The sequence below is a fragment of the Pseudomonas sp. GM79 genome (genome assembly GCF_000282495.1).
Taxonomy (GTDB): Bacteria; Pseudomonadota; Gammaproteobacteria; order Pseudomonadales; family Pseudomonadaceae; genus Aquipseudomonas.
In genome coordinates, this window is the sequence record NZ_AKJE01000015.1 from 1 (window position 1) to 23,844 (window position 23,844).

At 60.9% G+C, this 23,844-nt stretch carries 19 protein-coding genes; 13 read left to right on the forward strand and 6 right to left on the reverse strand.

Features of this window, described 5'->3' with window-relative positions; translation table 11 throughout:
* Nucleotides 1–1,259, reverse strand: a 1,259-nt coding sequence (locus PMI36_RS26455; RefSeq protein WP_008067855.1) for a serine/threonine transporter, incomplete at its 3' end; no start/stop codon positions are given.
* Nucleotides 1,260–1,690: 431 nt separating this feature from the next.
* On the opposite strand from PMI36_RS26455, the gene PMI36_RS26450 reads away from it, so the two are divergent.
* A complete protein-coding gene (locus tag PMI36_RS26450; protein ID WP_008067857.1) occupies nt 1,691–2,662 on the forward strand; it encodes a 2-hydroxyacid dehydrogenase in 972 nt (323 codons plus the stop codon).
* A gap of 8 nt (nt 2,663–2,670) precedes the next feature.
* On the opposite strand, the gene tssA is transcribed toward PMI36_RS26450, so the two are convergent.
* The 5 genes from tssA to PMI36_RS26425 form a co-directional block, all read right to left on the reverse strand.
* Nucleotides 2,671–3,759, reverse strand: a complete 1,089-nt coding sequence (gene tssA / locus PMI36_RS26445; protein ID WP_008067858.1) for a type VI secretion system protein TssA — start codon at nt 3,757–3,759, stop codon at nt 2,671–2,673.
* Nucleotides 3,756–7,592 (reverse strand): type VI secretion system protein, encoded by a 3,837-nt coding sequence (locus tag PMI36_RS26440; protein ID WP_008067859.1) that lies wholly within the window; start codon nt 7,590–7,592, stop codon nt 3,756–3,758. The genes tssA and PMI36_RS26440 overlap by 4 nt, the downstream gene beginning before the upstream one ends.
* Nucleotides 7,589–8,356, reverse strand: coding sequence for a DotU family type IV/VI secretion system protein (locus PMI36_RS26435; protein WP_008067860.1), 768 nt, complete (start codon nt 8,354–8,356; stop codon nt 7,589–7,591). Before PMI36_RS26435 ends, PMI36_RS26440 begins: the two co-directional genes overlap by 4 nt.
* Before the next feature lie 18 nt (nt 8,357–8,374).
* Entirely contained in the window at nt 8,375–9,706 is a 1,332-nt protein-coding gene (gene tssK, locus PMI36_RS26430) for a type VI secretion system baseplate subunit TssK (protein WP_008067869.1), read from the reverse strand.
* 243 nt (nt 9,707–9,949) lie between these two features.
* Nucleotides 9,950–10,399, reverse strand: coding sequence for a hypothetical protein (locus tag PMI36_RS26425; RefSeq protein WP_008067877.1), 450 nt, complete (start codon nt 10,397–10,399; stop codon nt 9,950–9,952).
* Nucleotides 10,400–10,627: 228 nt separating this feature from the next.
* Here PMI36_RS26425 and tssB point away from each other — a divergent pair, with 228 nt between their 5' ends.
* The 12 genes from tssB to PMI36_RS26370 all read left to right on the forward strand — a co-directional run bounded on the left by tssB (nt 10,628) and on the right by PMI36_RS26370 (nt 23,669).
* Entirely contained in the window at nt 10,628–11,176 is a 549-nt protein-coding gene (tssB, locus tag PMI36_RS26420; RefSeq protein WP_008067878.1) for a type VI secretion system contractile sheath small subunit, read from the forward strand.
* 28 nt (nt 11,177–11,204) lie between these two features.
* A complete protein-coding gene (tssC, locus tag PMI36_RS26415; RefSeq protein ID WP_008067879.1) occupies nt 11,205–12,692 on the forward strand; it encodes a type VI secretion system contractile sheath large subunit in 1,488 nt (495 codons plus the stop codon).
* A gap of 285 nt (nt 12,693–12,977) precedes the next feature.
* Nucleotides 12,978–13,475 carry an Hcp family type VI secretion system effector gene (locus PMI36_RS26410; protein ID WP_007906301.1) on the forward strand — a complete coding sequence of 166 codons (498 nt, stop codon included), beginning with the start codon at nt 12,978–12,980 and terminating at the stop codon, nt 13,473–13,475.
* Between the two features lie 15 nt (nt 13,476–13,490).
* Nucleotides 13,491–13,934, forward strand: a complete 444-nt coding sequence (gene tssE, locus PMI36_RS26405) for a type VI secretion system baseplate subunit TssE (protein WP_008067881.1) — start codon at nt 13,491–13,493, stop codon at nt 13,932–13,934.
* Entirely contained in the window at nt 13,918–15,711 is a 1,794-nt protein-coding gene (gene tssF / locus PMI36_RS26400) for a type VI secretion system baseplate subunit TssF (protein ID WP_008067882.1), read from the forward strand. The genes tssE and tssF overlap by 17 nt, the downstream gene beginning before the upstream one ends.
* Nucleotides 15,675–16,700 carry a type VI secretion system baseplate subunit TssG gene (gene tssG, locus PMI36_RS26395; RefSeq protein WP_008067883.1) on the forward strand — a complete coding sequence of 342 codons (1,026 nt, stop codon included), beginning with the start codon at nt 15,675–15,677 and terminating at the stop codon, nt 16,698–16,700. The genes tssF and tssG overlap by 37 nt, the downstream gene beginning before the upstream one ends.
* A 2-nt stretch (nt 16,701–16,702) precedes the next feature.
* Nucleotides 16,703–19,246 (forward strand): type VI secretion system ATPase TssH, encoded by a 2,544-nt coding sequence (gene tssH, locus PMI36_RS26390; RefSeq protein WP_008067884.1) that lies wholly within the window; start codon nt 16,703–16,705, stop codon nt 19,244–19,246.
* 15 nt (nt 19,247–19,261) lie between these two features.
* Nucleotides 19,262–19,519 (forward strand): hypothetical protein, encoded by a 258-nt coding sequence (locus PMI36_RS30195; protein ID WP_008067885.1) that lies wholly within the window; start codon nt 19,262–19,264, stop codon nt 19,517–19,519.
* Nucleotides 19,520–19,693: 174 nt separating this feature from the next.
* On the forward strand, nt 19,694–20,425 hold the full coding sequence (locus PMI36_RS26385; protein WP_008067886.1) for a hypothetical protein: 732 nt from the start codon (nt 19,694–19,696) through the stop codon (nt 20,423–20,425).
* Nucleotides 20,422–21,090: an endonuclease/exonuclease/phosphatase family protein gene (locus PMI36_RS26380; RefSeq protein ID WP_008067887.1), complete on the forward strand. Its 669-nt coding sequence runs from the start codon at nt 20,422–20,424 to the stop codon at nt 21,088–21,090. The genes PMI36_RS26385 and PMI36_RS26380 overlap by 4 nt, the downstream gene beginning before the upstream one ends.
* A 14-nt stretch (nt 21,091–21,104) precedes the next feature.
* Complete coding sequence (gene tssI, locus PMI36_RS26375; protein WP_008067888.1) at nt 21,105–23,114, forward strand: type VI secretion system Vgr family protein; 2,010 nt, start codon at nt 21,105–21,107, stop codon at nt 23,112–23,114.
* A 12-nt stretch (nt 23,115–23,126) separates the two neighbouring features.
* Nucleotides 23,127–23,669: a toxin-antitoxin system YwqK family antitoxin gene (locus tag PMI36_RS26370; protein ID WP_008067895.1), complete on the forward strand. Its 543-nt coding sequence runs from the start codon at nt 23,127–23,129 to the stop codon at nt 23,667–23,669.
* Nucleotides 23,670–23,844: the final 175 nt, after the last annotated feature.

A 23,844-nucleotide genomic window follows, 5' to 3' on the forward strand; every position in this document is an offset into this window, starting at 1 on the left:
AACGCCGAAATCGCCACCAGGCCCACCGCCGTCACAAAGACGTTAGAGGCTTGACCACGAAAGCGCGCCATCGCCGGAACCTTGCGGATTGCGTACATCGGCATCAGGAACAGGATCGCCGCGATGATCGGGCCACCGAGGGTTTCGATCATGCCGAGAATGCTCGGGTTCAGGGTCGCTACGATCCAGCAGACCACCAGCATGAACGCCGCGGTCATGCGGTCCAGCGTCTTCGGTGCAGGGCGTTTGCCGCTCTTGATGATCAGGCCCTTCAAGCCTTCGCTGGCGCCGATGTAGTGGCCCAGGAAAGACTTGGAAATGGCCACGAAGGCAATCAACGGCGCCGCGAAGGCGATGGTCGGGTTGCTGAAGTGGTTGGCCAGGTACGACAGGATCGACAGGTTCTGCGCCTTGGCTTCCGCCAGTTGCGCCGGAGACAGGGTCAGCACGCAGCTGAAGACGAAAAACAGCACCATCACCACCATCAAGAGGTGGGCACGGGACAGGATCTGCGAGCTGCGCTCTTCGGCATGCGCGCCGTAGCGACGCTTCTGGTCCACCGCGAACGCCGAGATGATCGGCGAATGGTTGAACGAGAACACCATCACCGGAATCGCCAGCCATAGCGTGTGCAGCAGCGCCGACGACTCAGGCAGCGTGGTCGCGGTGCTGAGGATGCCGCCATTCCAGTGCGGAACCAGGAACACCGCCAAAAAAAGCAGCGCGACGATGAACGGATACACCATCAGGCTCATGGCCTTGACGATCACCTGTTCGCCGCAACGCACCACCGCCAACAGGCCGAGAATCAATACGAACGACAGCACGGCGCGCGGTGGCGGCATGATGTGCAGTTGATGCTCGAGGAAACTGCCCACGGTGTTGGTCAGGGCCACGCTATAGATCAGCAGGATCGGGAAGATCGCGAAGAAGTACAGCAACGTGATCAACGCGCCGGCCTTGATGCCGAAATGTTCTTCCACCACGTCGGTGATGTCGGCGCCTTCGCGGCCGGACAATACAAAGCGGGTCAGGCCACGGTGGGCGTAAAACGTCATAGGGAATGCCAGCACCGCCAGGATCAGCAGCGGCCAGAAGCCGCCCAGCCCCGCGTTGATCGGCAAAAACAGGGTACCGGCCCCGATTGCCGTGCCAAACAGGCCCAGCATCCAGGTGGTGTCATGGCGATTCCAGCTTTCTAGGCTCGCTGGTGTTGCCGCTACATAGCGTTCGTCGACGCTATTGGCCTGATCATTCATCCGGTCGGATCTCCGCTTTCCGGTCACTTGCCACCCGGTCAGGACGAGTCGGAAAAACCCGACAGGCAGCGCCCTGGCCGAAACAGGGGCGCGATTGTCCGGGATTAATCAACAGAAGCAAAGACTTAGCTGAGGAATGGTTATGCGGATCAGATGCAGGTGGTGAAACACGCGTTCTCCCGTAGGAGCGAGGCTTGCCCGCGAACCAGTCGCCTCGGTCCATCAGGAATACCGAGTAATCGTTCTTCGCGGGCAAGCCTCGCTCCTACGAATCGCGGGCAAATGATCTAGTGTTGTCATTAGAAGGATCGCAGGCTTCGTCAGCTCCGACACCGGGAGCCAAAGCCCCTGACCATTGCCAAACCGCTCTGGAGTCAGCAACCTGAAACGACGTTCAACCCCCGACATTCCGCTGCCCACAGGAGCCCAGCATGACCGCAACTGTTCTGGTACTGGTTGAAACCATCAATGAATACCTGCCGATTCTCGAACATCAGGGGTTTCATTTGATCCTGGCCCCGACCCCGGCGGAGCGCGCCGCCGCCATTGCCCGACAGGGCAGCCAAATCGATGCGGTGCTGACGCGCGGTCCATTGGGCCTACGTGCCGACGAAATGGCCGCCCTGCCCAATCTCAAAATCATCTGCGTGATCGGGGCCGGTTACGAACACGTCGACCTGCAAGCCGCCGCCGACCGTGGCATCACCGTCACCAATGGGGCCGGCGTCAATGCCTCTTCCGTCGCCGACCACGCCATGGCGTTGCTGCTGGCACTGGTGCGCGATATTCCTCGGGCCGATGCTGCCGTGCGTCGGGGCGAGTGGCCGAAAATCATGCGCCCTTCCCTGGCCGGCAAACGCCTGGGCATCCTCGGCCTTGGGGCTGTCGGCATCGCTATCGCCAAACGTGCCGCCAACGGCTTCGATATGAGGGTGAGTTACCACAACCGCCAGCATCGCAGCGACGTGCCCTACAGCTTTTGCTCGACGCCGACCGAACTGGCACGCCATTCGGATTTTCTGATCGTTGCCGCGCCCGGCGGGCTCGGTACTCAGCACTTGATCAACAGGCAGGTACTCGACGCTTTAGGGCCCAACGGATTTATCGTCAACATCGCGCGGGCCAGCGTGATCGTCACGGCTGACCTGATCAGCGCGCTGGAACAACGACGAATTGCTGGCGCCGCGCTGGATGTCTTCGATAACGAACCCCAGGTGCCGGACGCCCTCAAGGGGCTGGCCAACGTGGTTCTGACCCCGCATGTTGCCGGGTTGTCGCCGGAGGCCACCCAAGGCACTGTGGAATTGGTCGGCAAAAACCTGACGGCGTTTTTTTCCGGTCAACCGGTACTCACCCCCATTGCTTTACCGCCGCCGTCGGCAGCCGCCCGCAACACTCATTAAAGGACGCACTAAAGGACGCCCAACAGCGTCCAGAGTCGCCGGGATTCGGCATCGGCGCTGATCAATTCGCCAAGCAGTTCGCTCAGGGGCTTGTTGCCCCACTCCACGCCCCGTTTGATCAAATAGGGCACCGGGCTGTGGGGTTCGGTGCGCGCCAGGTACTCGGCGATCAACAGCAACTGCCGGTACGCCTCTTCACGATTCGCCGGCTCGCTGAACACCTGAGGCGCCGCAATGACAGGCGGCACGTCGGCCGGGCTCGATGCCACCACCGCTGGAACTTCGACAGGCGCCGGGGTCGGTTTTCGTGGGTGCATGGCGATGAACTCCTGAACCAGCGTCAACAACGCTTCAATCACGTCCTGCAACGCTTTGAAGCCTGGGGCCTGATTGCCGAGATAAGCGTCGCTCCACACCTCCAGGCGTTGCAGGTGCTGCTGGCTGAGCAGCAGCGTGCCCTGGCTGCGCAACCAGAATGACAACGGGGTGGCGCGAATCTGTTCGGTGAGTTTCTTCTGTTCGTTACGCGCGTTCTCCGCCGAGGTCTTGGCCGTTTTACTGTCGCTGGCCTGTACCTGTTGCAGCTGCAACCGACGCCAGGCATCCAGACAGAAACTATCGAATTCATTGTTGCGCGGCTCGAACACCGGCACTCGGGTCAGCAACACTTCAGCGTAGCGTCGAGCCAGCCATTCGAGCGGAATCACCCGCCATGACTGATCGCCGTCCTCGGCCTGGGGGTGCAAGTGCTCGGGGTAGCGCTCGCATAACCCCGCCACCAACGCCAGGCTGCCCGGCAAACCTTCGAGCCCGTCCTGATGCAGCCAGGCCTCACCCAGCCAGGCGCTCAGCATCAAATCCTTGCTGCGTTCAAGCAGCAGGCTGGTGGTCAGCTTTTCCAGTTCTGGCCATTGGGCGCGTTTGATCGACGACTGCCACACCCCCGTGGGCAAACTGGTGTCGTCCTCGCGGCGCAGTTCGCGCAACCGGTCGAACTCGGGGTCATAACGCAGGTCCTGGCCACAGGGAGCCTGCTCGCTGATCGGTTCGAGCAGTTGGCTGATCAGTTCCGGCAACGGCGTTGAAGGTTGATTCACAGGCCCTCCTTTTGGGATTCGATGTCATGGGCTTCAATGCCCGCGGTCGATCGCGTCACCATGAACGGAGAGCGTGGGGCCCGGGTTGGCAAGGGCTGAATGGACAGCGGCAATTTCGAGCCCTGGGTCATCAATGACAGGCGCACAAACATCAGGGTTTGCTCGGCGGTAGTGGTGCTGGACTGAGTCGTCACGGGCAGGCGCAAGGTCAACGGAAAGTCCGTGTAGTCCATGTTCGGCTGGCGTTGCACCGACACGTGCGAACGCATCAAGCGCAATAACGACCACGGCCCGCTGTACTCCCAGCCCGCTTCCAGATCCCGTACCACCAGGCTCGGCTGCAACGGATCGTTGGCCGGGCGCTGGTAGCCATTTCGGGCCCAACGCAAGGTCAGCCGAATCGGTTGGCCGACCATCCAGCGCAGGTTCTGCTGCGGCTCGCCGGGATAGCTGAGCTGTTGATTGCCGGCATTCAAGCCCCAGGCAATCACCTGATCGGCACCGCGCTCTTCCTCTCGATCGGTGCGCCAGCGCACGTCCATCTCCAGCCCCAACACACCGCTTTTGTCGCGTACAAACATCGGGCCCAGCCAGGTGCTGGCTTGCTTCAGACGATTGAGAAAGTCCTCGGCGGCCAGGCGTTCCGGGGTCTGGCTCAGCAACAATCCGGCCTGCGCCACCGGCAAACGCTTGTCGATCAGCTCCAGCAAATGCTGAACCCTGGCCGGATCGGCGTCGGCGGCCTGTAGGCCATTGGCAAACGGAAAGCGCTCCGCCAGGTACTGATTGAAATAGTTGGCCAGGTCGTTCCACGCCGCCGCTGCCTGTTGCTGTTGCAGGAACTGGCAGCGCTGCATGGCGGTTTGTTGCAGATCCACCGCCCGCAACGCCAGTGTTCCGCGCCCGCCAGACAGGTTGGCCGTTTGCAGGATCTGGCCGCAGGACGTGGCGTCCATTTCGATGAAGTCGCGACTGACCAATTGCTCGATCTGCGCCGGCGAACTGGCGGGGTTCTGCTCCTTGTACTTGAGCAGTTCGTCGTTCAGCGCACTGAACTGCGTCACGCGTTCATAATCCAGCGCCGAGAGGTTCTGTTGCTGGACTTTGAGCCATTCCAGCGCCGAGGTGCGGCGCTCGGTGATGCCGAGCATGGTGTTGAATTGCTGCTTGAGGCTCAGTTTCAAATCCTGCACGTCGTTGGCGCCATACAGTTGCAGGCCGAGGTTTTTCGAGCCGTCCCACTGGCTGATTTCGGTGCGCCCGCTGAACAGCGGCTGGGCGACGATTTCGTCGAGGCCGCTGACGATTTCGGCCAGGGCACGGCGGTTCAAGGCAGTTTGCAAACGCGTGGCCAGATCGCTGCGACGCACCTCGATAAAGGCTTTCTGCAAGGCAATTGCCTGGGAGGCCTGCACATTGAAGACGCCCCTGTTGGCCTGCGCATTGTGCTCGCGCAGGCTCGACAACATGGCCTTGACCACTGCGCCTTCGGCCGCTTGCAACAAGGCGCCGCGATACGCCGGGGGAATGCGTGGCAACTCTTCAGCGGCGTAACTCTTGTAGCTGGCGAAATAGTTCAGCGCGCTGTCGAGGTCGTCGCCATCAACGCCCTGCCCTTGCCCATCCGGGGCTTCAGAGCGATCCGCCTGTAAAGCGATGGCCACAAAGTCACGCTTGAACAGCGCCTGCACCGCGTTGTTGAGCTGCACCACATGTTCCTGCAAGACCAGTTGCCCACTGCCTTGCTGAATCAATAAATTGTCCCGGGAGCCGGCCTGGACGATCCATTGATCGCGAAAACTCTGTTGCAGCTTGGCCGCCTGCATTTCCAACTGTTGTTCCAGTTGCGGTCCGAGCAAGGCGCTTTTGCGCACGTTGTCCAGCAATTCGCGATAGCCAGGCACCAGGTCCTGACCCTTGCCGCGGCCCCACGCCGAATTCGTCAAGCCGATCACGGTTTGCAGGTCATCGACCAGTGCTCGCAAATCCTCGAGCTCGGTGAGGGAGTTGCCACTGCCGGCTTCCAGCCGTTCCAGATGCAGCTTGAGATAACCGGCCTGGCGCACGAAATTGTCGGCCAGGAAATACTGGTCCAGCCAGCGTTCCATCAGCCCGAGGAAATTTTCCTCGATCAGCGGGCGCTCGACGGTCAGATCCAGCGGTCGCAAGTCGCTGCCATCAGCATCGAACAACGCACGGTTGTAAAAACCGGCGCGGTGCAACGTGCCGACGTTGAGGTTCAGCGACAATGCGTTGTTGCTCAACAACACCAAGTCTTCGAGGGGCGCCTTGGGGTTGTTCAGCGCCTGACTGAACCACTGGTTCTGCTGCTCCAGATTCACCGCGCGCTCCACCAGATCCTTGGCCTTGACGTAGTTTTGCCATTGGGCCGGATCTTCGCTTTCGACGTTGCCCCGTCGTTCGGTGTTGCGGATGGTCTTGAGTTGCGCCAGCTCCGCGCTCAACAGGTCGCGTAACGGCAGCATCAAATGGCTCTGGGCGGTCAGGCGCAACTCGCTCGCCAACTGCGCATCCAGCGAAGAGAACCAGGAGGTTGGAAATACCACTGAAGAGAAGCTCCAGCCCGGTGCCTTTTCCAGCACCCGCCAGAAACCCTGGACGTTGCGCCGGGTCGACTCCAGCCGATGAGATTCATCCGTGACCGCCGCGTAGTTTTTCTGCGCCCCTTGCAGCAGGCGCGACAGTTCATGGGCCTCCTTGACCGAATCCTGCCAGACCCACAGCATGCCCGCGCCCCAGACCAACGCAACCACCAGCGCCACCCCACCGATCACCCGCTGCCAGCGCTGACGCAGGCGTAACAGACGCGGCACCACCTGGGCCAGACCACGTTCGGCGACCACCCGCCGCTGCCACAATTGCCGGGCAAAGGCGCTCTGCTGCAACCCGGTGTCGTAGGCCGAAAATCCGTTGGTGCTGTCTTCCGAGGGCTGATTGGCCGTGAAATAAATACCGCGAAAACGCGGCGCCTCACCTTGAGCATTGCCCTGGAAAACCGGCTCCAACAAGGATTGCAGATGGCGCCGCAAGGCGTCGAAACGTTCCGGCAAGCCATACAGCTCAGTGCTCAGTTGCCCGGACAAGGCGCCGATCTCGATGATCGATTCCGCCAAGGCCCGAGTCACCTGATCCAGCGCCTGATCGCTCCATTGCGCCTGCCAGACCGCATCGGGTCCGTGGGGCGATGACCAGCCCAGCGTGCGTTCGCGGGCCTCGACCGGCAGCGCGGTGATCAACTCCTGAAAGCCCGGCAACTCTTCCATGCCGGTAATCACCACGTACACCGGCAGGCTCAGCCCGAACCGTTGCAACACATCGATGAAGCGTCGACGCGCCGCCAACCCGAGGGTCGCGGCTTGCTCGACGTTGCCCAGTCGACTGACCGGCACCGTCCAGATCACTCCGTCCAGCGGACGTTGACTGCGCAAGCGCAGGATCAATCCCAGCAAGCGCCACCAGCCGCCGCGTTGCAGGTGCATGCCTTCATCCGGCAAAAACAGCGCCTGTGGCACCACCAATACCGCCCCTTCAGGGTCCGACCACCAGCGACCGAACCAGGCTGGTTTGTCCGTCGGCTGCAAACGCCACTGGGTACACAACTGCGTGCCCTGGGTTTCGTTGCCGAGCATCAGCAGCCATGGAATCTGATAACGGTCCTGGGCGCCCTGCTCTTGCTCCATGTGCCGCACCGCCAGGTAAAAACTGCGAATCGCCGCACCGCTTTGCGTGCGCAACCACCAGACCGCCACCCCGACAATCGCCAGCAGCAACAGCACGGCGATGATGAGGCCGATAATCCCCAGCGCGCTCATGACTCTTGCTCCGAGGCGGCCACGGAATCGGTCATCTGCAACACCGGTTCGAGCTCCAGACGAATGTCACGCCAGAACAACTGCCCCAACCCGGTCAGCAGCAAAACCATGGCGAGAATCCCCAGGCCCAGGCGAAAACCATCGGGCAACGAAAGGCGCACTGGCAATTGCAGCGGCGGCACGGCCGAAGGTTGTTCGAGCCGGGCACTGACGTCGGCATAATCCGCCTCGTGCTGCCAGGCAAAGGTGAACAGCGCCAGGCGCCATTTTTCATGTTGAGTCTGATTCTGTTCGCCGCGCAGACGTCCCTGAAACCCCAGCACCAGACACTGCAAATAAACATTGGCCAGATCGCGGGTGGCGGGGATCTGCTCGTCCAGCAATTCCTTGATCGCCAGCGGTATCCGCTCACCGGCCTGACGGCTGGCGTACAAGCGCGATTCCAGCGGTTTTTCCTGCCAGGCCGACTGGCCCGGCCACGGCGTGAACAGCAAGGTTTCATCGACCAGCGCGACGAAGGCATAGACCAGCGCTTTGACTTGCTCGGTGGCGGCGTCGCCGACTTTGGCGAATGCGGTGCGCCACAGTCGCTGGGAGATTTGCGTGGACAGTTCGACCACCGCCTCTACCAGCGCTTCGTCCTCGCTGTCCTTGGGCAACTGGTTCCAGTCCTGGGACCATTGCTGCCAGGCCTGGCGAAAAGCACTGCTCAGCGGCGCTTCGTGGAGGCCTCGTGTACCCGACCCGACATTGCCCTCAGACATATGACGTTCCTTCCTTGATCAAGCACTTTCACTCGCCTGTGCGACAAACAACACCACTTGCCATGGACTGCTGGCCAGCCTGGAAGCCGGTGCGGCAATCAGCAACGGCAACTGCCCGTCGAACCATTGGCCTTCGGCCGTCACCACAAACAACCGCGTATCGTCGCCGACGCTGTAGGCCACTTGTTCATTGCGACTCATGGCCTGATGGGACAAACCGCTCATGCGCTGGCGACTGAGCAGCGCGATGTGCGGCTGCGACGCAATGATTGCCCCGCGCAACCATTCGCTCGCGGCCTGCTCGCTGGCGCCGTTGGGCATGCGCAAACCGATGACCAGCCGTTGGCTCGGCTGATCGTCGGGCAATTGAATCGAGAAGGTCTGTTCGTTGCGTTCGAACGCCAGGCTGCGATAACCGGCGCGGATCAGTTCGAGGGTCTTTTCAAGCCAGTCGAGCACCGCTTCATAGCCGCGCTGCAACTCAAGAAAGTCCAGCGGCGCGAACGCCGGAACGCCCGCCAATGGATCGAGCGCCGACCACGCGCCGGCCAGCCCTAGCAGCAAGCCATACAGCGCTTGAGGCGTCGCCACTCGACTGTTCAGCAGGCCTTCGACTTCCGGCAGCCGCGCCCAGAGCGCCGTCAACTGGCGGCGAATTTCCAGCGCGTCGTCCTGATTGCCAGCCTGCTGCGCCTGGCGCAAACGACCGGCGAGGAACATGCATTTCTCACGCGCCCTGGCGCACAGCCCCACCACTCGACGCCCCAACACCGAGTCGGGCAACAGGCATGGCGTTGGCGGTGTATAGGGCAACGGAAGAAAACCGCCGCCCTCCTTGCGAATTCTCAGCAGTGGCAGGCAGACGGAATCCGCCTTGTTCAGTTGCGTGCATAAGCGCGGGTTCGGACGCCAGACCGTGATCGACTCGGGGTACTCGCCGCTCGTGAGGTCCGGCAACGCATCGCCGACCACCGATTGCAGTCGCCCCTTGAGCGGCAGCAACTGCCCGGCGCGCCACAGCGGGCTGATTGCCAGGTACACGGTGACGGTGGCGTTGTCGGTGGCGTCGATCGCTTCACTGACGTCGAGCTCCAGCATCGGCCCCACACCGGCCTGCAGATTGACCGGCAAACCGTCCGGCAAGGTCGCCTGCAAACTGATCAGTCGTACCAGCCCGGCGCTCAATGCAGAGGGATCGAATTCGACGCGGGTTACGCCCCAGAACCACGGATTACAGGCCTGGGCGAAATGCGCCACCAGCGCCTCGGCCCGCAGCCCTTGCAACTGAAAATGCTGGGGCAACAACTGCATGCCCTCATGCCAGCAAACCGCGTCAGGTAGCAGACTCATACGACTCCTTTCGACCTCTCGTGGCGCCGCGCAAAAAAATGGGCGGCCTGGCCCAATGTCTGTCAGTTAAGACGCGGGACCTGTGGGAGCGGGCTTGCTCGCGAAAGCGGTGTGTCAGGCGACTTCAATGTTGACTGTGCCGCCGTCTTCGCGAGCAAGCCCGCTCCCACATGGATCGCGTTTAACTGACCGGTATTACGGCCGGGCTCCTACATGTCTGTTCGCACATCCTAATCCCTGTGTTCAGTTCGGGGGATCGCTGACCAGCGTCATCTCGCGACTGTCGAACTTGAGCCAGGCGCTGTTCTGATCGTCCAGCCGTAACCGGTGTGCTCCGGGAGTGTTATAGCTGGCGAAGACTAAAAGTCCAGCCGCCCGCTGGCCCCCCAGCGGGAAGGGTTGTTTGTCGATGAATTGACCGGGCACCAGCTCCAGTCCCCAGACCGTCATCAGCTGTCGGTAGTCACGCTGAAACTGCTCGCGCTCGGCGAACCACTGCCGGGCGGTAATGCCCGACAACTGCTTGAGCAGATCCGCGTCGTTCACTGCAATGAAGTCCACCGCGATCGGCGTGTCATCGTTGGCGCGGGGCGCGACGTCCAGCGTCAGGTTATCGAGGTCGACACGAGGTCCGAACAACGAACACCCGGCGAGTGACAGGAGCAGAACCACAGAAAAAAAACGTGCGTACAAAATGAAATTTCCTTTTCTGGATACAGTCCAAAAATGCTTTTTGTTTGCTTTTTTATAGACCTGTTCTAGCGTCTTGGGTAGTTCGGTCGGCACGACGAATGTGGAAGGTTCGTCAAAGGAATGACAGGTCCTCTGCCCTCCCTTTCTAACCTACGGTCCAGTAAGGGAATGCGATGAAACGGGCCTCCCGATGCATTGCACCCGCCTCATGCATCGGAGTCAGCCACCATGGCAGAAAGTACTCAGCACAAGCTCGACAGGGTCCGCCCGCCCCGGGTGCAAATCACCTACGACGTCGAAATCGGCAACGCCATCGAGAAGAAAGAATTGCCATTGGTGGTCGGCATTCTTGCCGACCTCTCCGGCAAGCCTCTGGAGCCACTCCCGAAATTGAATGAACGGCGCTTCACCGAAATCGACCGCGACAACTTCAACGAAGTGCTTGCCTCGATCGGCCCGCGCGCCACCTTGCAGGTCACCAACACCCTCAGCGGCGACGACAGCAAACTCAACATCGAGCTCAACTTCAAACACATCGACGACTTCGACCCGGTCAAGGTGGTTGAGCAGGTCACGCCGCTGCGGCGTCTGTTCGAAGCCCGTCAGCGTCTGCGCGATCTGCTGACCAAGCTCGATGGCAACGATGATCTGGACAAACTGTTGCGTGACGTCATCGCCAACACCGAGGGACTGCAAGAGATCAAGTCTGCCCGCCCGGAAACCGCCGCTGCCGCCCCCGCAGGCGATGCAGAAGTACCGGCCGAACCGCAAGCCTGATCGTTCATCCACTTAGGGAGAATTTGCCATGCCCGCCTCATCCGCCGCCCAGAGCCAAGCCAGCGACAGTACCGCCCAGACCTTGTCTCTGCTCGATGAAATAATCGCCAAAGGCCGCATGGCCCATGACGACAGCCAGCAGGATTACGCCCGCGACATGCTCGCGGAATTCGCCACCCAGGTACTCGACGAAGGCATGGCCATCGACAAGGACACCGTGGCGATGATCAACGACCGCATCAGCCAGATCGACGAGCTGATCAGCGCTCAGCTCAACGAAGTGTTGCACCACCCGGACCTGCAAAAACTCGAAGCCTCCTGGCGCGGCCTGCACCTGCTGGTGAAAAACACCGAGACCAGTTCCCGGCTGAAACTGCGTCTGCTAAACGTGACCCAGAAAGAGCTGCAGAACGATCTGGAAAAAGCCGTCGAGTTCGACCAGAGCGCGCTGTTCAAGAAGATCTACGAAGAAGAATACGGCACCTTCGGTGGCCACCCGTTCAGCCTGCTGGTGGGTGACTACACCTTCGGCCGGCACCCGCAAGACATCGGCCTGCTGGAGAAACTCTCGAACGTCGCCGCGGCCGCTCACGCGCCGTTCATTGCTGCCGCCAGCCCTCGGCTGTTCGACATGAACAGCTTCACCGAACTGGCCGTGCCGCGTGACCTGTCGAAAGTCTTCGAGAGCCAGGAGCTGATCAAGTGGCGCTCGTTCCGCGAAAGCGAAGATTCGCGTTATGTGTCGCTGGTGCTGCCGCACTTCCTGCTGCGTCTGCCCTACGGCCCTGACACGTCACCGGTGGAAGGCATCAACTACGTCGAAGACGTCAACGGCAGTGACCACGGCAAATACCTGTGGGGCAATGCTGCGTGGGCCTTGTCGCAACGAATCACCGAAGCCTTCGCCAAGTACGGCTGGTGCGCGGCGATTCGCGGTGCCGAAGGCGGTGGTGCGGTGGAAGGCCTGCCGGCTCATACCTTCCGCACCACCTCTGGCGATCTGTCGCTCAAATGCCCGACCGAAGTGGCGATCACCGACCGACGCGAGAAAGAGCTCAACGACCTCGGTTTCATCGCCCTGTGTCACAAGAAAAACAGCGACGTGGCAGTGTTCTTCGGCGGCCAGACCACCAACAAGTCCAAGCTCTACAACACCAACGAGGCGAACGCCAACGCGCGGATTTCGGCGATGTTGCCGTACGTGCTCGCGGCCTCGCGTTTCGCCCACTACCTGAAGGTGATCATGCGCGACAAGGTCGGCAGTTTCATGACCCGCGACAACGTGCAGACCTACCTCAACAACTGGATCGCCGACTACGTGCTGATCAACGACAACGCGCCGCAAGAGATCAAGGCGCAGTACCCGTTGCGTGAAGCCCGGGTGGATGTGACCGAGGTCGCCGGCAAACCGGGTGCCTACAAGGCCACGGTGTTCCTGCGGCCGCACTTCCAGCTCGAAGAGCTGACCGCATCGATCCGCCTGGTCGCGACCCTGCCGCCACCGGTAGCCGCCTGACCACTGAAACCTGTGGCACTACTGGAGTCTGTGGCACCACTGATACCTGTGGCGAGGGAGCTTGCTCCCGCTGGGGCGCGAAGCGGCCCCAAAAAATGGGACTGCTACGCAGTCCAGCGGGAGCAAGCTCCCTCGCCACAGGTTCGGTGTTTGGCTTAGCAGATTCGGTGTTTGGCTTAACAGGCTCAGTGTTCGTCTTAACAGGTTCAGTGTTCGCTTTTAACTGATTGGCATTGGGCATTCACCCCACTTGCCTATAGCGATTACTTTCAGGAGTTTCATGCGATGGATGCAATCATTCTCGACCTCGGCGGCGACATCAAAGGCGATAGCCTGCTCGAGGGTTACAAGGACAAGATCGAAGTCATGTCCTACAGCCACAACGTGGCTATGCAGGTGACCAACGACGTCAGCAACTCGGAGCGGACCTCCGGCAAGCCGCACATCGGCGAGTTCACCCTGACCAAATTCGTCGACAGCTCGACGCCCTCTCTCAACGAGTATTGCTGCGCCGGCAAACCAATCCCGGAAGCCAAAATCACCATCGGCCGCAACGCCGCCGAAGGCAGCGGTCAACTGATGCCATTCATCATCTACACCCTGACTAACGTGGTGCTGTCCAACGTCAGCGTCAGCGGTGGCACAGGTGGTAAACCGGTGGAAACCCTGTCGCTGAACTTCACCAAGATCAAGTGGGAACTCACCGCCCAGAAAGACGACGGCACCAAGGAAGGCACGGCCGCCTCGACCTGGGACATGGCCGCCAACAAGCTCGTCAAGTAAGCGGACGCGTCGGCCATGGCAGGCACCGGCATGCTCCCACCGTTGTTCGAGCGCCTCGCTTCAAGCGAGATCGACACCGTGCAGGTGTTCGATCGCCAAGGGCTGCTCGACTCGGTACACACGGAGTTGTTGCGCCTGTTCAATACCCGACGCGGCCAACGTCCACTGACCTCCCCGCCGAGCATTCTCGACTACGGCATCGCTGACTGGACCGCCTTGCAACAGCAGCGCAGCGATGACCGTCGTCAGTTGGCGCGGGAAGTCCGCGAGGCCATCACCCACTTCGAACCGCGCCTGCAACTGGGCGAGGTCCAGGTCAATCCGATCCCCGGCCATCCGCAGCAACTGTGCATTCGGTTACTGGGCGAGTTGCGCAGCGGCCAGCAGCACTGGCCCGTGGCATTTGTCATCGAGAAGGCTGGCGATGGCCTTGAGGTGCGTCATGAGCGACTCGATTGACCCGCAACTGCTCGATTACTACCAGCGTGAACTGACCTGGCTGCGGCACGCCGGGAGCATTTTTGCCGAGCGTTATCCCAAGGTCGCCAGACGCCTGGAATTGTCCCCCGGAGAATGCCCCGACCCGCATGTCGAACGACTGCTCGAAGGTTTCGCCTTGCTCGCGGCGCGTTTGCAACGGCGGCTTGATGACGACTACGCCGAATTCAGCGACGCCTTGCTCGAACAGCTTTACCCGCTTGCGATGCGGCCATTACCGTCCTGCGCGATCGTGCAGTTCGAGCCGGACCCGAGCAAAGGCAACCTCGCCGGCGGTTACCCGTTGCCCAGGGACACGCCGCTGTTCGTCACCACCCGCAAAGGCGAAAGCATCCATTTTCGCACCAGCGCCGCGGTTCGATTGTGGCCGCTGGAAATCAATGAAGCGCTGTTGCTGGGCAGCGACGAAGCCCAGGCCCTGACCGGCGTTGCACAGGCGCGCTCGGCCCTGCGCCTGAGCCTGCGTTGCCTCGGTGAAAGCCAGTGGCCGGAGTTGGCGATCAAACAGTTGCGCGTGCACCTCGCCGCCTCCCCGGTGATCAATGCCTGCCTGTATGACCTGCTCGGCGCCCATGCCGTGAAGGTGCTGGCCGGCCCCGTCGGCAGCGTGCCTAAAGTGCTGGCGGGGCTGCCAGACATTGTCGGTTTCGCCAGCGACGAAGTGCTGTTGCCGGACGAGGACGGCGTGCATCCGGGCATGCGCCTGCTCGCCGAATACTTTGCCTTCCCGGACAAATTCAATTTCTTCGATATCCCGTTGGCCGGTGCCACCAGCGACAGCCAGACGCTGTACCTGTACATCGTCTTCGACCGCGCGCCGGCCAACCGTCTGCACCTTCAGGCCAGCGACTTCGCCTTGGGCTGTGCGCCGGTGATCAACCTGTTTCCACGAACCTCGGAGCCCCTGCGCCCGGACGGCACTCGCAGCGAGTACCGCCTGGTCGCCGACAGCCACCGGGAAAACAGCGTCGAGATCCACAGCATCCGGGCGATGCGCGCCAGTTCCAGTCAAGGCGTGCTGCGCGTTCCTGCTTACTACGGCAGCCAGCACATCGGCGGTGAAAAGCAATGCTACTGGCACGCGCGACGGGTCAGCGGCATGACCCCGAATCGCCTGGGCACCGACCTGATGGTGAGCCTGGTGGACACCCGGCTCGACCCATTGTCCGAGGCCGCCGAATACAGCCTCACCGCCGAACTGCTGTGCACCAACCGACACTTGGCCCAGAGCCTTCCGGCCGGGACGCCACTGGGTTTCGAACGACCGGGGCCAGTGGCCTGGGCACGCCTGCGCAATCCACCCAGCCCGCAGAGTTTGCCGCGACTGGATGGCGAATCCCGTTGGCGGCTGGTATCGCAACTGACCCTCAATCATTTGTCGCTGGTCGAGGGGCCGCAGGCGCTGGATGCCCTCAAGGAAATCCTTCAGTTGCACAACCTGCGTGACGAGGCCAGCGCCCTGCGGCAGATCGAAGGCTTGCTCGGCCTTGGCTGTGAACGGGTGATCGCCCATGTCGGCGAAGATGCGTGGCGCGGCTGGCGCAATGGGCTGGAAGTTCAGCTGCAACTCGATCCGCAGCATTTCGTTGGCAGCAGCGCCGTGTTGTTTTCAGCGGTGCTGGCGCAATTCTTTTCACTCTATGCCACGGCCAATCGCTTTGTGCGCACGGTCCTGGTCCAGTCAGACAAGGAGGTCAAGACATGGCAACCCCAAGCCGGCATGCCACTCTCCCTCTGAGCCTGAGCCAGAAGCTGCGGTGCGATCCGCAGGCGTTCGAGTTGTTGCAGGCATTGCTGCTGCTGGAGCGTGAACACCCGCAAGCCGAATCCCTGGGCAGCGGCACCGCGCCTCAAGCGGAAGCCCTGCGCCTGCGCGGGCCGTTAACGCCACTTTTTTCCGCCAGCGAAATCGAAAGCCTGACCCAGGAACCCGGTCAGCAACCGACACTCAGTACCCCGGTGTTTGGCCTCGGCGGGCCCGACGGCCCCCTGCCCTACGCCTATCAGGAATGGCTGCAACAACGGGCTCGCGCCAAGGACCATGCACCGGCCGAATTCCTCGACCTGTTCCAGCATCGCTTGCTGAGCCTGCTGTACAAGGTGATGCGCAAACACCGGATTGCCGTCGGCTTCACGGCCCCCGGCGCATCCCCGGTGCAGGCGCAACTGCGGGCGCTGACCGGGTTGTTGCCCAAAGCCTTGCAGGAACGTCAGGCCGTTCCCGATTCCGCCGTACTGGCGTGCAGCGCGCTGTTTGCCGACGGTCGTCGCTCCCTCGCCGGCTTCGCCGCGATCGTGCGCGAGCACTTCGAATTGCCGGTCGCACTCAGCGCCTATGAAGGTGCCTGGCGGGAAATCCCACCCGCCAGTCGCAGCCGCCTGCAACCGGGAGGCCGCAACCTGCAACTGGGCCGCAGCGCCGTGGCCGGCACCCGGGTCTGGGATGAACACGCCGGCATCCGCCTGACGCTCGGCCCGCTGACCTCGGCGCAGGCGGCGCGGTTTCTGCCGGACGGCGAATCCCACCCGGCACTGGCCAGCCTCAGCGCTTTGTATTTCGGCCCCGATCTGGATTGCACCCTGGTGCTGTTGGTGCGCGGTGCCAGCCCGATAAAACTCGGTCGCCAGGCCCCGCCCTTGCTCAGTTGGAACGGCGGCCTGCAACGCCAGACCAGCCTTGCCGTGCAGCAGATCGAAACCCGCCTTCGTCAGCTGGAGATCACCTGAACATGGAACTGGCCAGCCTGATCGGACGCCTCAACCCGGACAACCGCCGCGCCCTCGAACGGGCCGCGCAACGCTGCCTGCAACGGGGTCATCATTACGTCGAAATCGAGCACCTGCTGCTGGAGTTGCTGGACATCGAGGGCGGTGACTTCGCCTACCTGCTGCCGCGCTTCGGCCTGGAGCGCGATGCCCTGACGGCGGAAATCAACAAGGCCCTGGAACTGTTCAAATCCGGCAGCACCCGCACCCCGGCGCTCTCGGCGCAAACCATCGGCCTGCTCGAAGACGCGGTGGTTCAGGCCAGTGTGCTCGGTCTCGACAGCATCCGTTCCGGCTTGCTGCTGCTGGCCTTGCTCGACCGCGATGAACGCCGCAGCCTGCTGCTCAATAGCGCCTCGTCGCTGTTGAAAATTCCGCGGGAAGCCTTGCGCAGCAACCTGCTGGAGTGGACCGAAAACTCTCGCGAACACGTCGGCGGCATGCGGCCTGCCAATGCCGGCAAGCCGCAGCCGAAACAGGATTCGGTGCTCGATCAGTTCACCCAGGACCTGACCGCCGACGCCCACGCCGGACGCATCGACCCCATCGTCGGGCGCGACGGCGAGATTCGCCAGTGCATCGACATTCTGCTCAGGCGTCGGCAGAACAATCCCATCCTGGTCGGCGCGCCGGGCGTGGGCAAGACGGCAGTGGTCGAAGGCCTGGCCCTGCGCATTGCCGCCGGCGATGTACCGCCGTCGCTGCAGGAAGTCAGCCTGCGGGTACTCGACCTTGGCCTGTTACAGGCCGGGGCCGGGGTCAAAGGTGAGTTCGAACAGCGGCTCAAAGGCGTGATTGACGCGGTGCGCAGCGCTGATAAACCGATCATTCTGTTCATCGACGAAGCCCATACCTTGATTGGCGCTGGCGGCGCGGAAGGCGGCAGCGACGCGGCCAACCTGCTCAAACCGGCGCTGGCCCGTGGCGAGTTGCGCACCCTCGCCGCCACGACCTGGCTTGAGTACAAAAAATACTTCGAGAAAGACCCGGCCCTCGCCCGGCGTTTTCAATTGGTGCAAGTCGAGGAACCGGACGAAACCACCGCTGTGGAAATGCTTCGAGGCGTCGCCGCGAAACTGGAACAGCACCACGGCGTGCAAGTGCTCGACGCGGCGATTCACGAAGCAGTGAAACTGTCCCATCGCTACATCTCCGGGCGCCAGTTGCCGGATAAAGCCATCAGCGTGCTCGACACCGCCTGCGCCCGGGTCGCCCTCGGCCAGCACGACGTGCCGCCGCCGCTGGAAAGCCTGCGCCATCGCCAGCAAAGCCTCAAAGACGAAGTCGAACGCCTGCGTCGCGAACAAGCCACCGGGCTCGATCACCGTGAACGCATCACCCTGCTGGAAACCGAATCCGTCGGTAACGTGCAAGCCATTCGCGACCTGGAAATCCGCTGGAACGAAGAACGGATCGCCGTGCGCGAACTGCTGGAAACCCGCCGCGAGTTACTCACCTTGAGCGAACGCGCCGACAACGATAAACCGGACGAAGCCACCGACAGCCGCATCGATCATCTGGCCGCCGAACTGGTGCGCCTGGAAGCGGGTCTGGACGCCATTCGCCAGGACGATCCGCTGGTGCCGGAACAGGTCGACGCGAAAACCGTGGCCGCCGTGATCGCCGGCTGGACCGGCATCCCGGTGGGCAAGATGCTCGCCGACGAAGCCCACGCCGTGCGCACCCTCGGCCAGCGCATGGGCCTGCGGGTCATGGGCCAAAGCACCGCGCTGAACACCATCGCCCAACGCCTGCAAGCCTACCGCGCCGGCCTCACCGACCCGCAAAAACCAGTCGGCGTGTTCCTGCTGGTCGGCCCAACTGGCGTGGGAAAGACCGAAACCGCTTATGCGTTGGCCGATGCGCTCTACGGCGGCGAACGCAACCTGATCAGCATCAACCTTTCCGAATACCAGGAAGCCCACACCGTCAGCCAACTCAAAGGCGCCCCGCCCGGCTACGTCGGCTACGGCAGCGGCGGCGTGCTCACCGAAGCGGTACGGCGCAAACCCTATTCGGTGGTGCTGCTGGATGAAATAGAAAAGGCCCACCCGGATGTGCTCGAAGCCTTCTACAACGTCTTCGACAAAGGTGTGATGGAAGACGGCACCGGCCTGGTGGTGGACTTCAAAAACACCGTGATGCTCGCCACCAGCAACGTTGGTGCTGAATTGCTGCTCGATACACCGGTCGCGCAACTGGGCACTGATGCCTTCAATGAAGCGCTGCACAAAGTGCTGCTGAAAGCGTTTCGGCCAGCGTTTCTGGCGCGCATGACGGTGGTGGCGTATCGGCCGCTGGATGAGGCGACGCTGGAAGGGATTGTGTTGGCGAAACTGGAGAAATTGCGCGGACGCTACAAGGCTGCGACCGGGAAACAGTTTGAGTTTGATGCCGGGATTGTGCAGGCGGTGTTGGCCAAGTGCAGTGCGGCGGGAGCGAGGGATGTTGAAAACGTATTGATGACCCAGGTAGCTGGGAAACTAGCGGAGTGGGTGTTGGAATAACTGGAGGAAAAGAGAATGCCAGCCTTTATGCTAAGTTCCGGGTACATAGGAACACAAACCGACTACACCCAGATCAGCCATTATTTTGCTGGGCTGACCTGGCCTCCCGAAGTACTGACCGTCTATATAACAAACGGTTGGCACACCGGCTTTGAAAGCCGCTATCGGCAAACAGCATCAGGCGGACTTGAGACCTACCTCGCCGAAGTGACTTACTGTGGCTATCGCATAAACTCTGACAGCGCACCAAAAAACCACTTTTACATAAACTAAAAACTCACAGAGCACATCAACAACACAAAAGGATTCGAACATGCCTTGGGTACGATGCTCCAGATGCCACTCCTTCTGCATTTATTGAAACGGAGTTCAAAATTCCACTTTTAAACCGACTAATGACAGCAGACCTTTTCACATGTGATGTTGAACACGCAGGAGTAACCCCACATGCTCGGTGCCAGTTCCAGCTCAAGCCCCGCAGAAAATCCAGACAAAGCAGTAGAGTTCGAAACGTTGTTGAGTCGCGCCTACAGTGACGCCACCTTCCAGAAAATAAATGCTGTTCTGGATGATGAGACTTTGCTGGCCAACGACATTTGCACCGCCGTCATGCAAGGGGTCGTCAAGCGGCTATGTGGCGTTGAGTACAGAACCAACACTAAATACTGCTCCGCCATCAATGAAAGTTCGGCAGACGGCTTATACACCGTCGTATTGAATTTTGGACAAGACATCAACACCGACGGCCCGATGCAAGCCTGGGAGCACGGTCTGACCTTCCAAAAGGTCGGAAACGAAACGATCCTCTACCAAGGTTGGGTTAGTATTTTCAATCTGCGCCAATGGTTGACCGGAACCAGCATTGGCATCTGCTCCCCCATGCTGGGATATTCACCCGCCCGCTGTGTCGGAAATGACATCAATAACTTCATCAAAAAAATAGATGATCTGAAGGTTAACCTCAGTGCCTCTACCAACGCGGAAGAGTTCGCAAAGGTTTTGTGTGCACCATTCATGACGTACGACATACGCGCCAAGGAGTGCAGTGTGGCCAGGCTTCTTTTTCACAATCGAGACCAATTCAAATGCCATTGGAAGTACTTCCACTTCCAGGGGCAGAAACCGGTCGAAAAAAAAGCGCCTGCGTCATCATGTAACGGCGGGAGCACCGAAACATGAGAATCGCCAGTTTCAACATCGAAAAAAACGGCAAATCTTCCACTCTGGATAAACAAACGCAGGTCGAGTTTTTTATCAGCAAGTGCTGTTCAAGCGATGACTGGAACGCGGATATTGTTTTTCTATGCGAAATACATTCAGCCCAGACAGACAACTACGCATCATACTTGGCCAGCGTCTATCCCCATTACCGCGTCTGCCCCTTCACCGGTGGCTACTCAAACGGCTACATCGTCATGGTCAAAAGTTTTGAAGCCTTGCAAGTGTGCAGTCAGGGCAGCCTGCATGGTTTGAATCGGGATCTGATTGCCGTCGAAGCTGCCGGTGTGAACGGCTACACCGGTTATGTATTTCTGGCGCATTTCAAATCAGGCCAGACCGGGCTGACCAAAAGCCAACTCAAATCCTGTACCGCCCTGGGTGGGAACTGGGTCGCCACGGGCGACCTGAATATGGAATATCAAAATGTCGGGCAACTCGATACAGCAGGGCTCGCATACGAATGCTGGGGAGGTCGACAGACCCAAAGCAAGGGCGGAATCCTGGACTGGGTGCTGGCTTCGGTTGATGTGCAAGTCGTCCCGGTTGACATCACCCACCTGGACACCGTGTTTGATATGAGCGGCCCCGATCATCGCCCCATTCTTTTTGATGTCAGAACCTGAAAAGAGGTCGCTTGATGCCCCGCACGACCGACAGCAACACCAGCCTCTCCCTCACCGCCTCGTCTCTGTCGGCGCTTTACCCTGAGTCGCTGTCTGGCGAAGAAACCCTCAATGCGCTGGGCACACAAACCCTCAACGGCCTCAACGACGGCACCTCCTTCACCCTGACCACTGCCGTCGCCACCCACGTCACCACCACCCTGCACAACGACGCCTTGACCCGCCCGATGGATGCATTGGTCACCGAAATCCGCCAACTCCCCGCCGACGCCACTGCCGAGCGCTATCAGCTTGTACTGCGGCCATGGCTCTGGTGGCTGACCCTGGCCAGCAACAACCGCGTATTCCAGAACCTCAGCACCTCTGACATCGTCACCACGATTTTCAAGGCTCATGGTTTTACCGATTTCCTGCTGAAGCTCAGCGGCAGCTATACCCCGCGCGAGTACTGCGTGCAGTACGGCGAAACCGATTTCGCCTTCGTTTCACGGTTGCTGGAAGAGGAAGGGATTTTCTGGTTTTTCACCCACGAGGACGGCAAACACACGCTGGTACTGGGTGACAGCAACGATGCGTTTGTGCCAATCCCCAATGGACCCAAGGTGAACTATCTCGGCCAGCAGTTGGGTGAGCGAGAACTGCACGGCATTCGCTCCGGCCAGGTCTGCGTACAGGCGGTGGCCGGGGTGTATCAGGCGACGGATTACGAGTTCACCACCCCGCCCACCTCGCTCTACAGCAAGGCCGAAGCAGTCGCCGGGCCACGGTCGATGTACGAGCACCCGGGCGGCTATAACGCCAAGGCACGGGGCGATGCGTTGACCAAGCAGCGCGTCGATGGATTGCGCAGTCAGGAGAAGCGTTTTGTCGGTGAAAGCGACTGCCGCTGGCTGGTGCCGGGGCATTGGTTCACCCTCGCTGGGCATGATGATTCGACGTTGAATATCGATTGGGTGGTGACGGCGGTGACTCACGAAGCCAGCCACGACAGCTATCGCAATCGTTTCGAAGCCATCCCCAAGGCCACACCTTTTCGCCCGATGAGAACCACACCGAAGCCGCGAATGCACACCCAAACCGCCATCGTCGTCGGCAAGTCGGGCGAAGAAATCTGGACCGACGAATACGGCCGGATCAAGTTGCAGTTCCCGTGGGATCGCGATGGCAAGAACGACGAAGCCAGCTCCTGCTGGGTGCGGGTGGTGTTGCCCTGGAGCGGCAAGGGTTTTGGCATGCAGTTCGTGCCACGGATCGGCCAGGAAGTGATCGTGACGTTTATCGATGGCGATCCCGATCGACCGCTGGTGACGGGTTGCGTCTACAACGGTGACAACGCCCTGCCCTATGCGCTGCCAGCGAATCAGACCCAGTCCGGGATCAAGACCCAATCGTCCAAGGGCGGTGGCGGTTTCAACGAGCTGCGATTCGAGGACCAGAAGGACGCCGAAGAAGTGTTTCTCCAGGCGCAGAAGGATCTGAAGATCAACGTGCTCAACGACACCACCGCCACGGTCGGCCATGACGAAACCCTGACCGTACAGAACGCCCGTACGCGCACGGTCAAGGAAGGCGACGAGACCGTGACCCTGGAGAAAGGCAAACGCAGCGTGACCATCCAGACGGGCAGTGACACTCTCGATGTGAAGGACAGTCGCACGGTGACCGTGGGCGCGGACCAGACCCACAGCACCGGTGGCAACTACACGCACAAGGTCACCGGCGATTACAGCCTGACGGTGGACGGCAATTTGACCATCAAGGTGACCGGTACCCTGACCCTGCAAAGCGGCGGCAGTTTTGCGATCAAGAGTGGCGCTGATCTGGCAGCCCAGGCCAGCACCTCGATCAGCCAGAAGGCCGGTACGTCCCTGAGCAATCAGGCGGGGACCTCGTTGGAGAACAAGGCCGGCACGACCATGACCAACGATGCCGGGATCAGCCTGACCAACAAAGGCGCCGCTTCGCAGACCGTGGACGGTGGCGGCATGCTGACCATCAAGGGTGGTCTGGTGCAGGTCAACTGACAAGGAGAACCCATGGCCATCACGCCGCTGGACTTGCAGCAGAACGATAAACAGCTCAAAGGTCGCTTGCTCGATGGCCAGCTCGACGGTGCACTGCACATCAAGGATGACGGTCGCGCGCAGGCCGATTTGCAGTACAGCCAGGGCGAGCTACAAGGCACTACCCTGCTTTACCACCCCAATGGCAAGGTCTCGGCGCAGCTGCCGTTTGTTCGTGACAAGCTGCAGGGGATAGCCAGTTTTTATGCGCCGCAAGGCTGGCTGCACCGCAAGGCGACTTACCGCCGAGGGCTGCTGCATGGCGAGGCGTTCAATTACTTTCCCGATGGGCAACTGGCGGAGGCCGAGTTCTACCGCGATGGCGTGCGCGAGGGGCGGTATCAGCGTTTTCATCCCAACGGCAAACCGGCCGTCGAGGCTCGATATCTCAACGGTCAACTGCTGGAACCAGAACAGGGTTTTGCTGCTGATGGGCGACCGCTGGACGCCGAGGGCAAGCCGATTTCCAGGGTTCGCTGGTGGTTCAGACGCTGGAGCGATCCGGCCCAAGCCTGAAGCCTTGTATTGGCTGAGATGCCCCCATCGCGGGCAAGCCCGCTCCCACAGTGATCACTGTTGTTCACAAATACTGCATTCACCGGAAATCCCCTGTGGGAGCGGGCTTGCTCGCAAAGAGGCTGGCACATTCAACATCGATGTCATCTGACACGCTGCCTTCGCGAGCAAGCCC

What these genes read in the sequence shown, in the direction of transcription:
- PMI36_RS26450 (WP_008067857.1), top strand. Translation starts at nt 1,691, where the DNA reads ATGACCGCAACTGTTCTGGTACTGGTTGAAACCATCAATGAATACCTG.
- PMI36_RS26440 (WP_008067859.1), bottom strand. Translation starts at nt 7,592, where the DNA reads ATGAGCGCGCTGGGGATTATCGGCCTCATCATCGCCGTGCTGTTGCTG.
- PMI36_RS26435 (WP_008067860.1), bottom strand. Translation starts at nt 8,356, where the DNA reads ATGTCTGAGGGCAATGTCGGGTCGGGTACACGAGGCCTCCACGAAGCG.
- tssK (WP_008067869.1), bottom strand. Translation starts at nt 9,706, where the DNA reads ATGAGTCTGCTACCTGACGCGGTTTGCTGGCATGAGGGCATGCAGTTG.
- tssB (WP_008067878.1), top strand. Translation starts at nt 10,628, where the DNA reads ATGGCAGAAAGTACTCAGCACAAGCTCGACAGGGTCCGCCCGCCCCGG.
- tssC (WP_008067879.1), top strand. Translation starts at nt 11,205, where the DNA reads ATGCCCGCCTCATCCGCCGCCCAGAGCCAAGCCAGCGACAGTACCGCC.
- PMI36_RS26410 (WP_007906301.1), top strand. Translation starts at nt 12,978, where the DNA reads ATGGATGCAATCATTCTCGACCTCGGCGGCGACATCAAAGGCGATAGC.
- tssE (WP_008067881.1), top strand. Translation starts at nt 13,491, where the DNA reads ATGGCAGGCACCGGCATGCTCCCACCGTTGTTCGAGCGCCTCGCTTCA.
- tssF (WP_008067882.1), top strand. Translation starts at nt 13,918, where the DNA reads ATGAGCGACTCGATTGACCCGCAACTGCTCGATTACTACCAGCGTGAA.
- tssG (WP_008067883.1), top strand. Translation starts at nt 15,675, where the DNA reads ATGGCAACCCCAAGCCGGCATGCCACTCTCCCTCTGAGCCTGAGCCAG.
- tssH (WP_008067884.1), top strand. Translation starts at nt 16,703, where the DNA reads ATGGAACTGGCCAGCCTGATCGGACGCCTCAACCCGGACAACCGCCGC.
- PMI36_RS30195 (WP_008067885.1), top strand. Translation starts at nt 19,262, where the DNA reads ATGCCAGCCTTTATGCTAAGTTCCGGGTACATAGGAACACAAACCGAC.
- PMI36_RS26385 (WP_008067886.1), top strand. Translation starts at nt 19,694, where the DNA reads ATGCTCGGTGCCAGTTCCAGCTCAAGCCCCGCAGAAAATCCAGACAAA.
- PMI36_RS26380 (WP_008067887.1), top strand. Translation starts at nt 20,422, where the DNA reads ATGAGAATCGCCAGTTTCAACATCGAAAAAAACGGCAAATCTTCCACT.
- tssI (WP_008067888.1), top strand. Translation starts at nt 21,105, where the DNA reads ATGCCCCGCACGACCGACAGCAACACCAGCCTCTCCCTCACCGCCTCG.
- PMI36_RS26370 (WP_008067895.1), top strand. Translation starts at nt 23,127, where the DNA reads ATGGCCATCACGCCGCTGGACTTGCAGCAGAACGATAAACAGCTCAAA.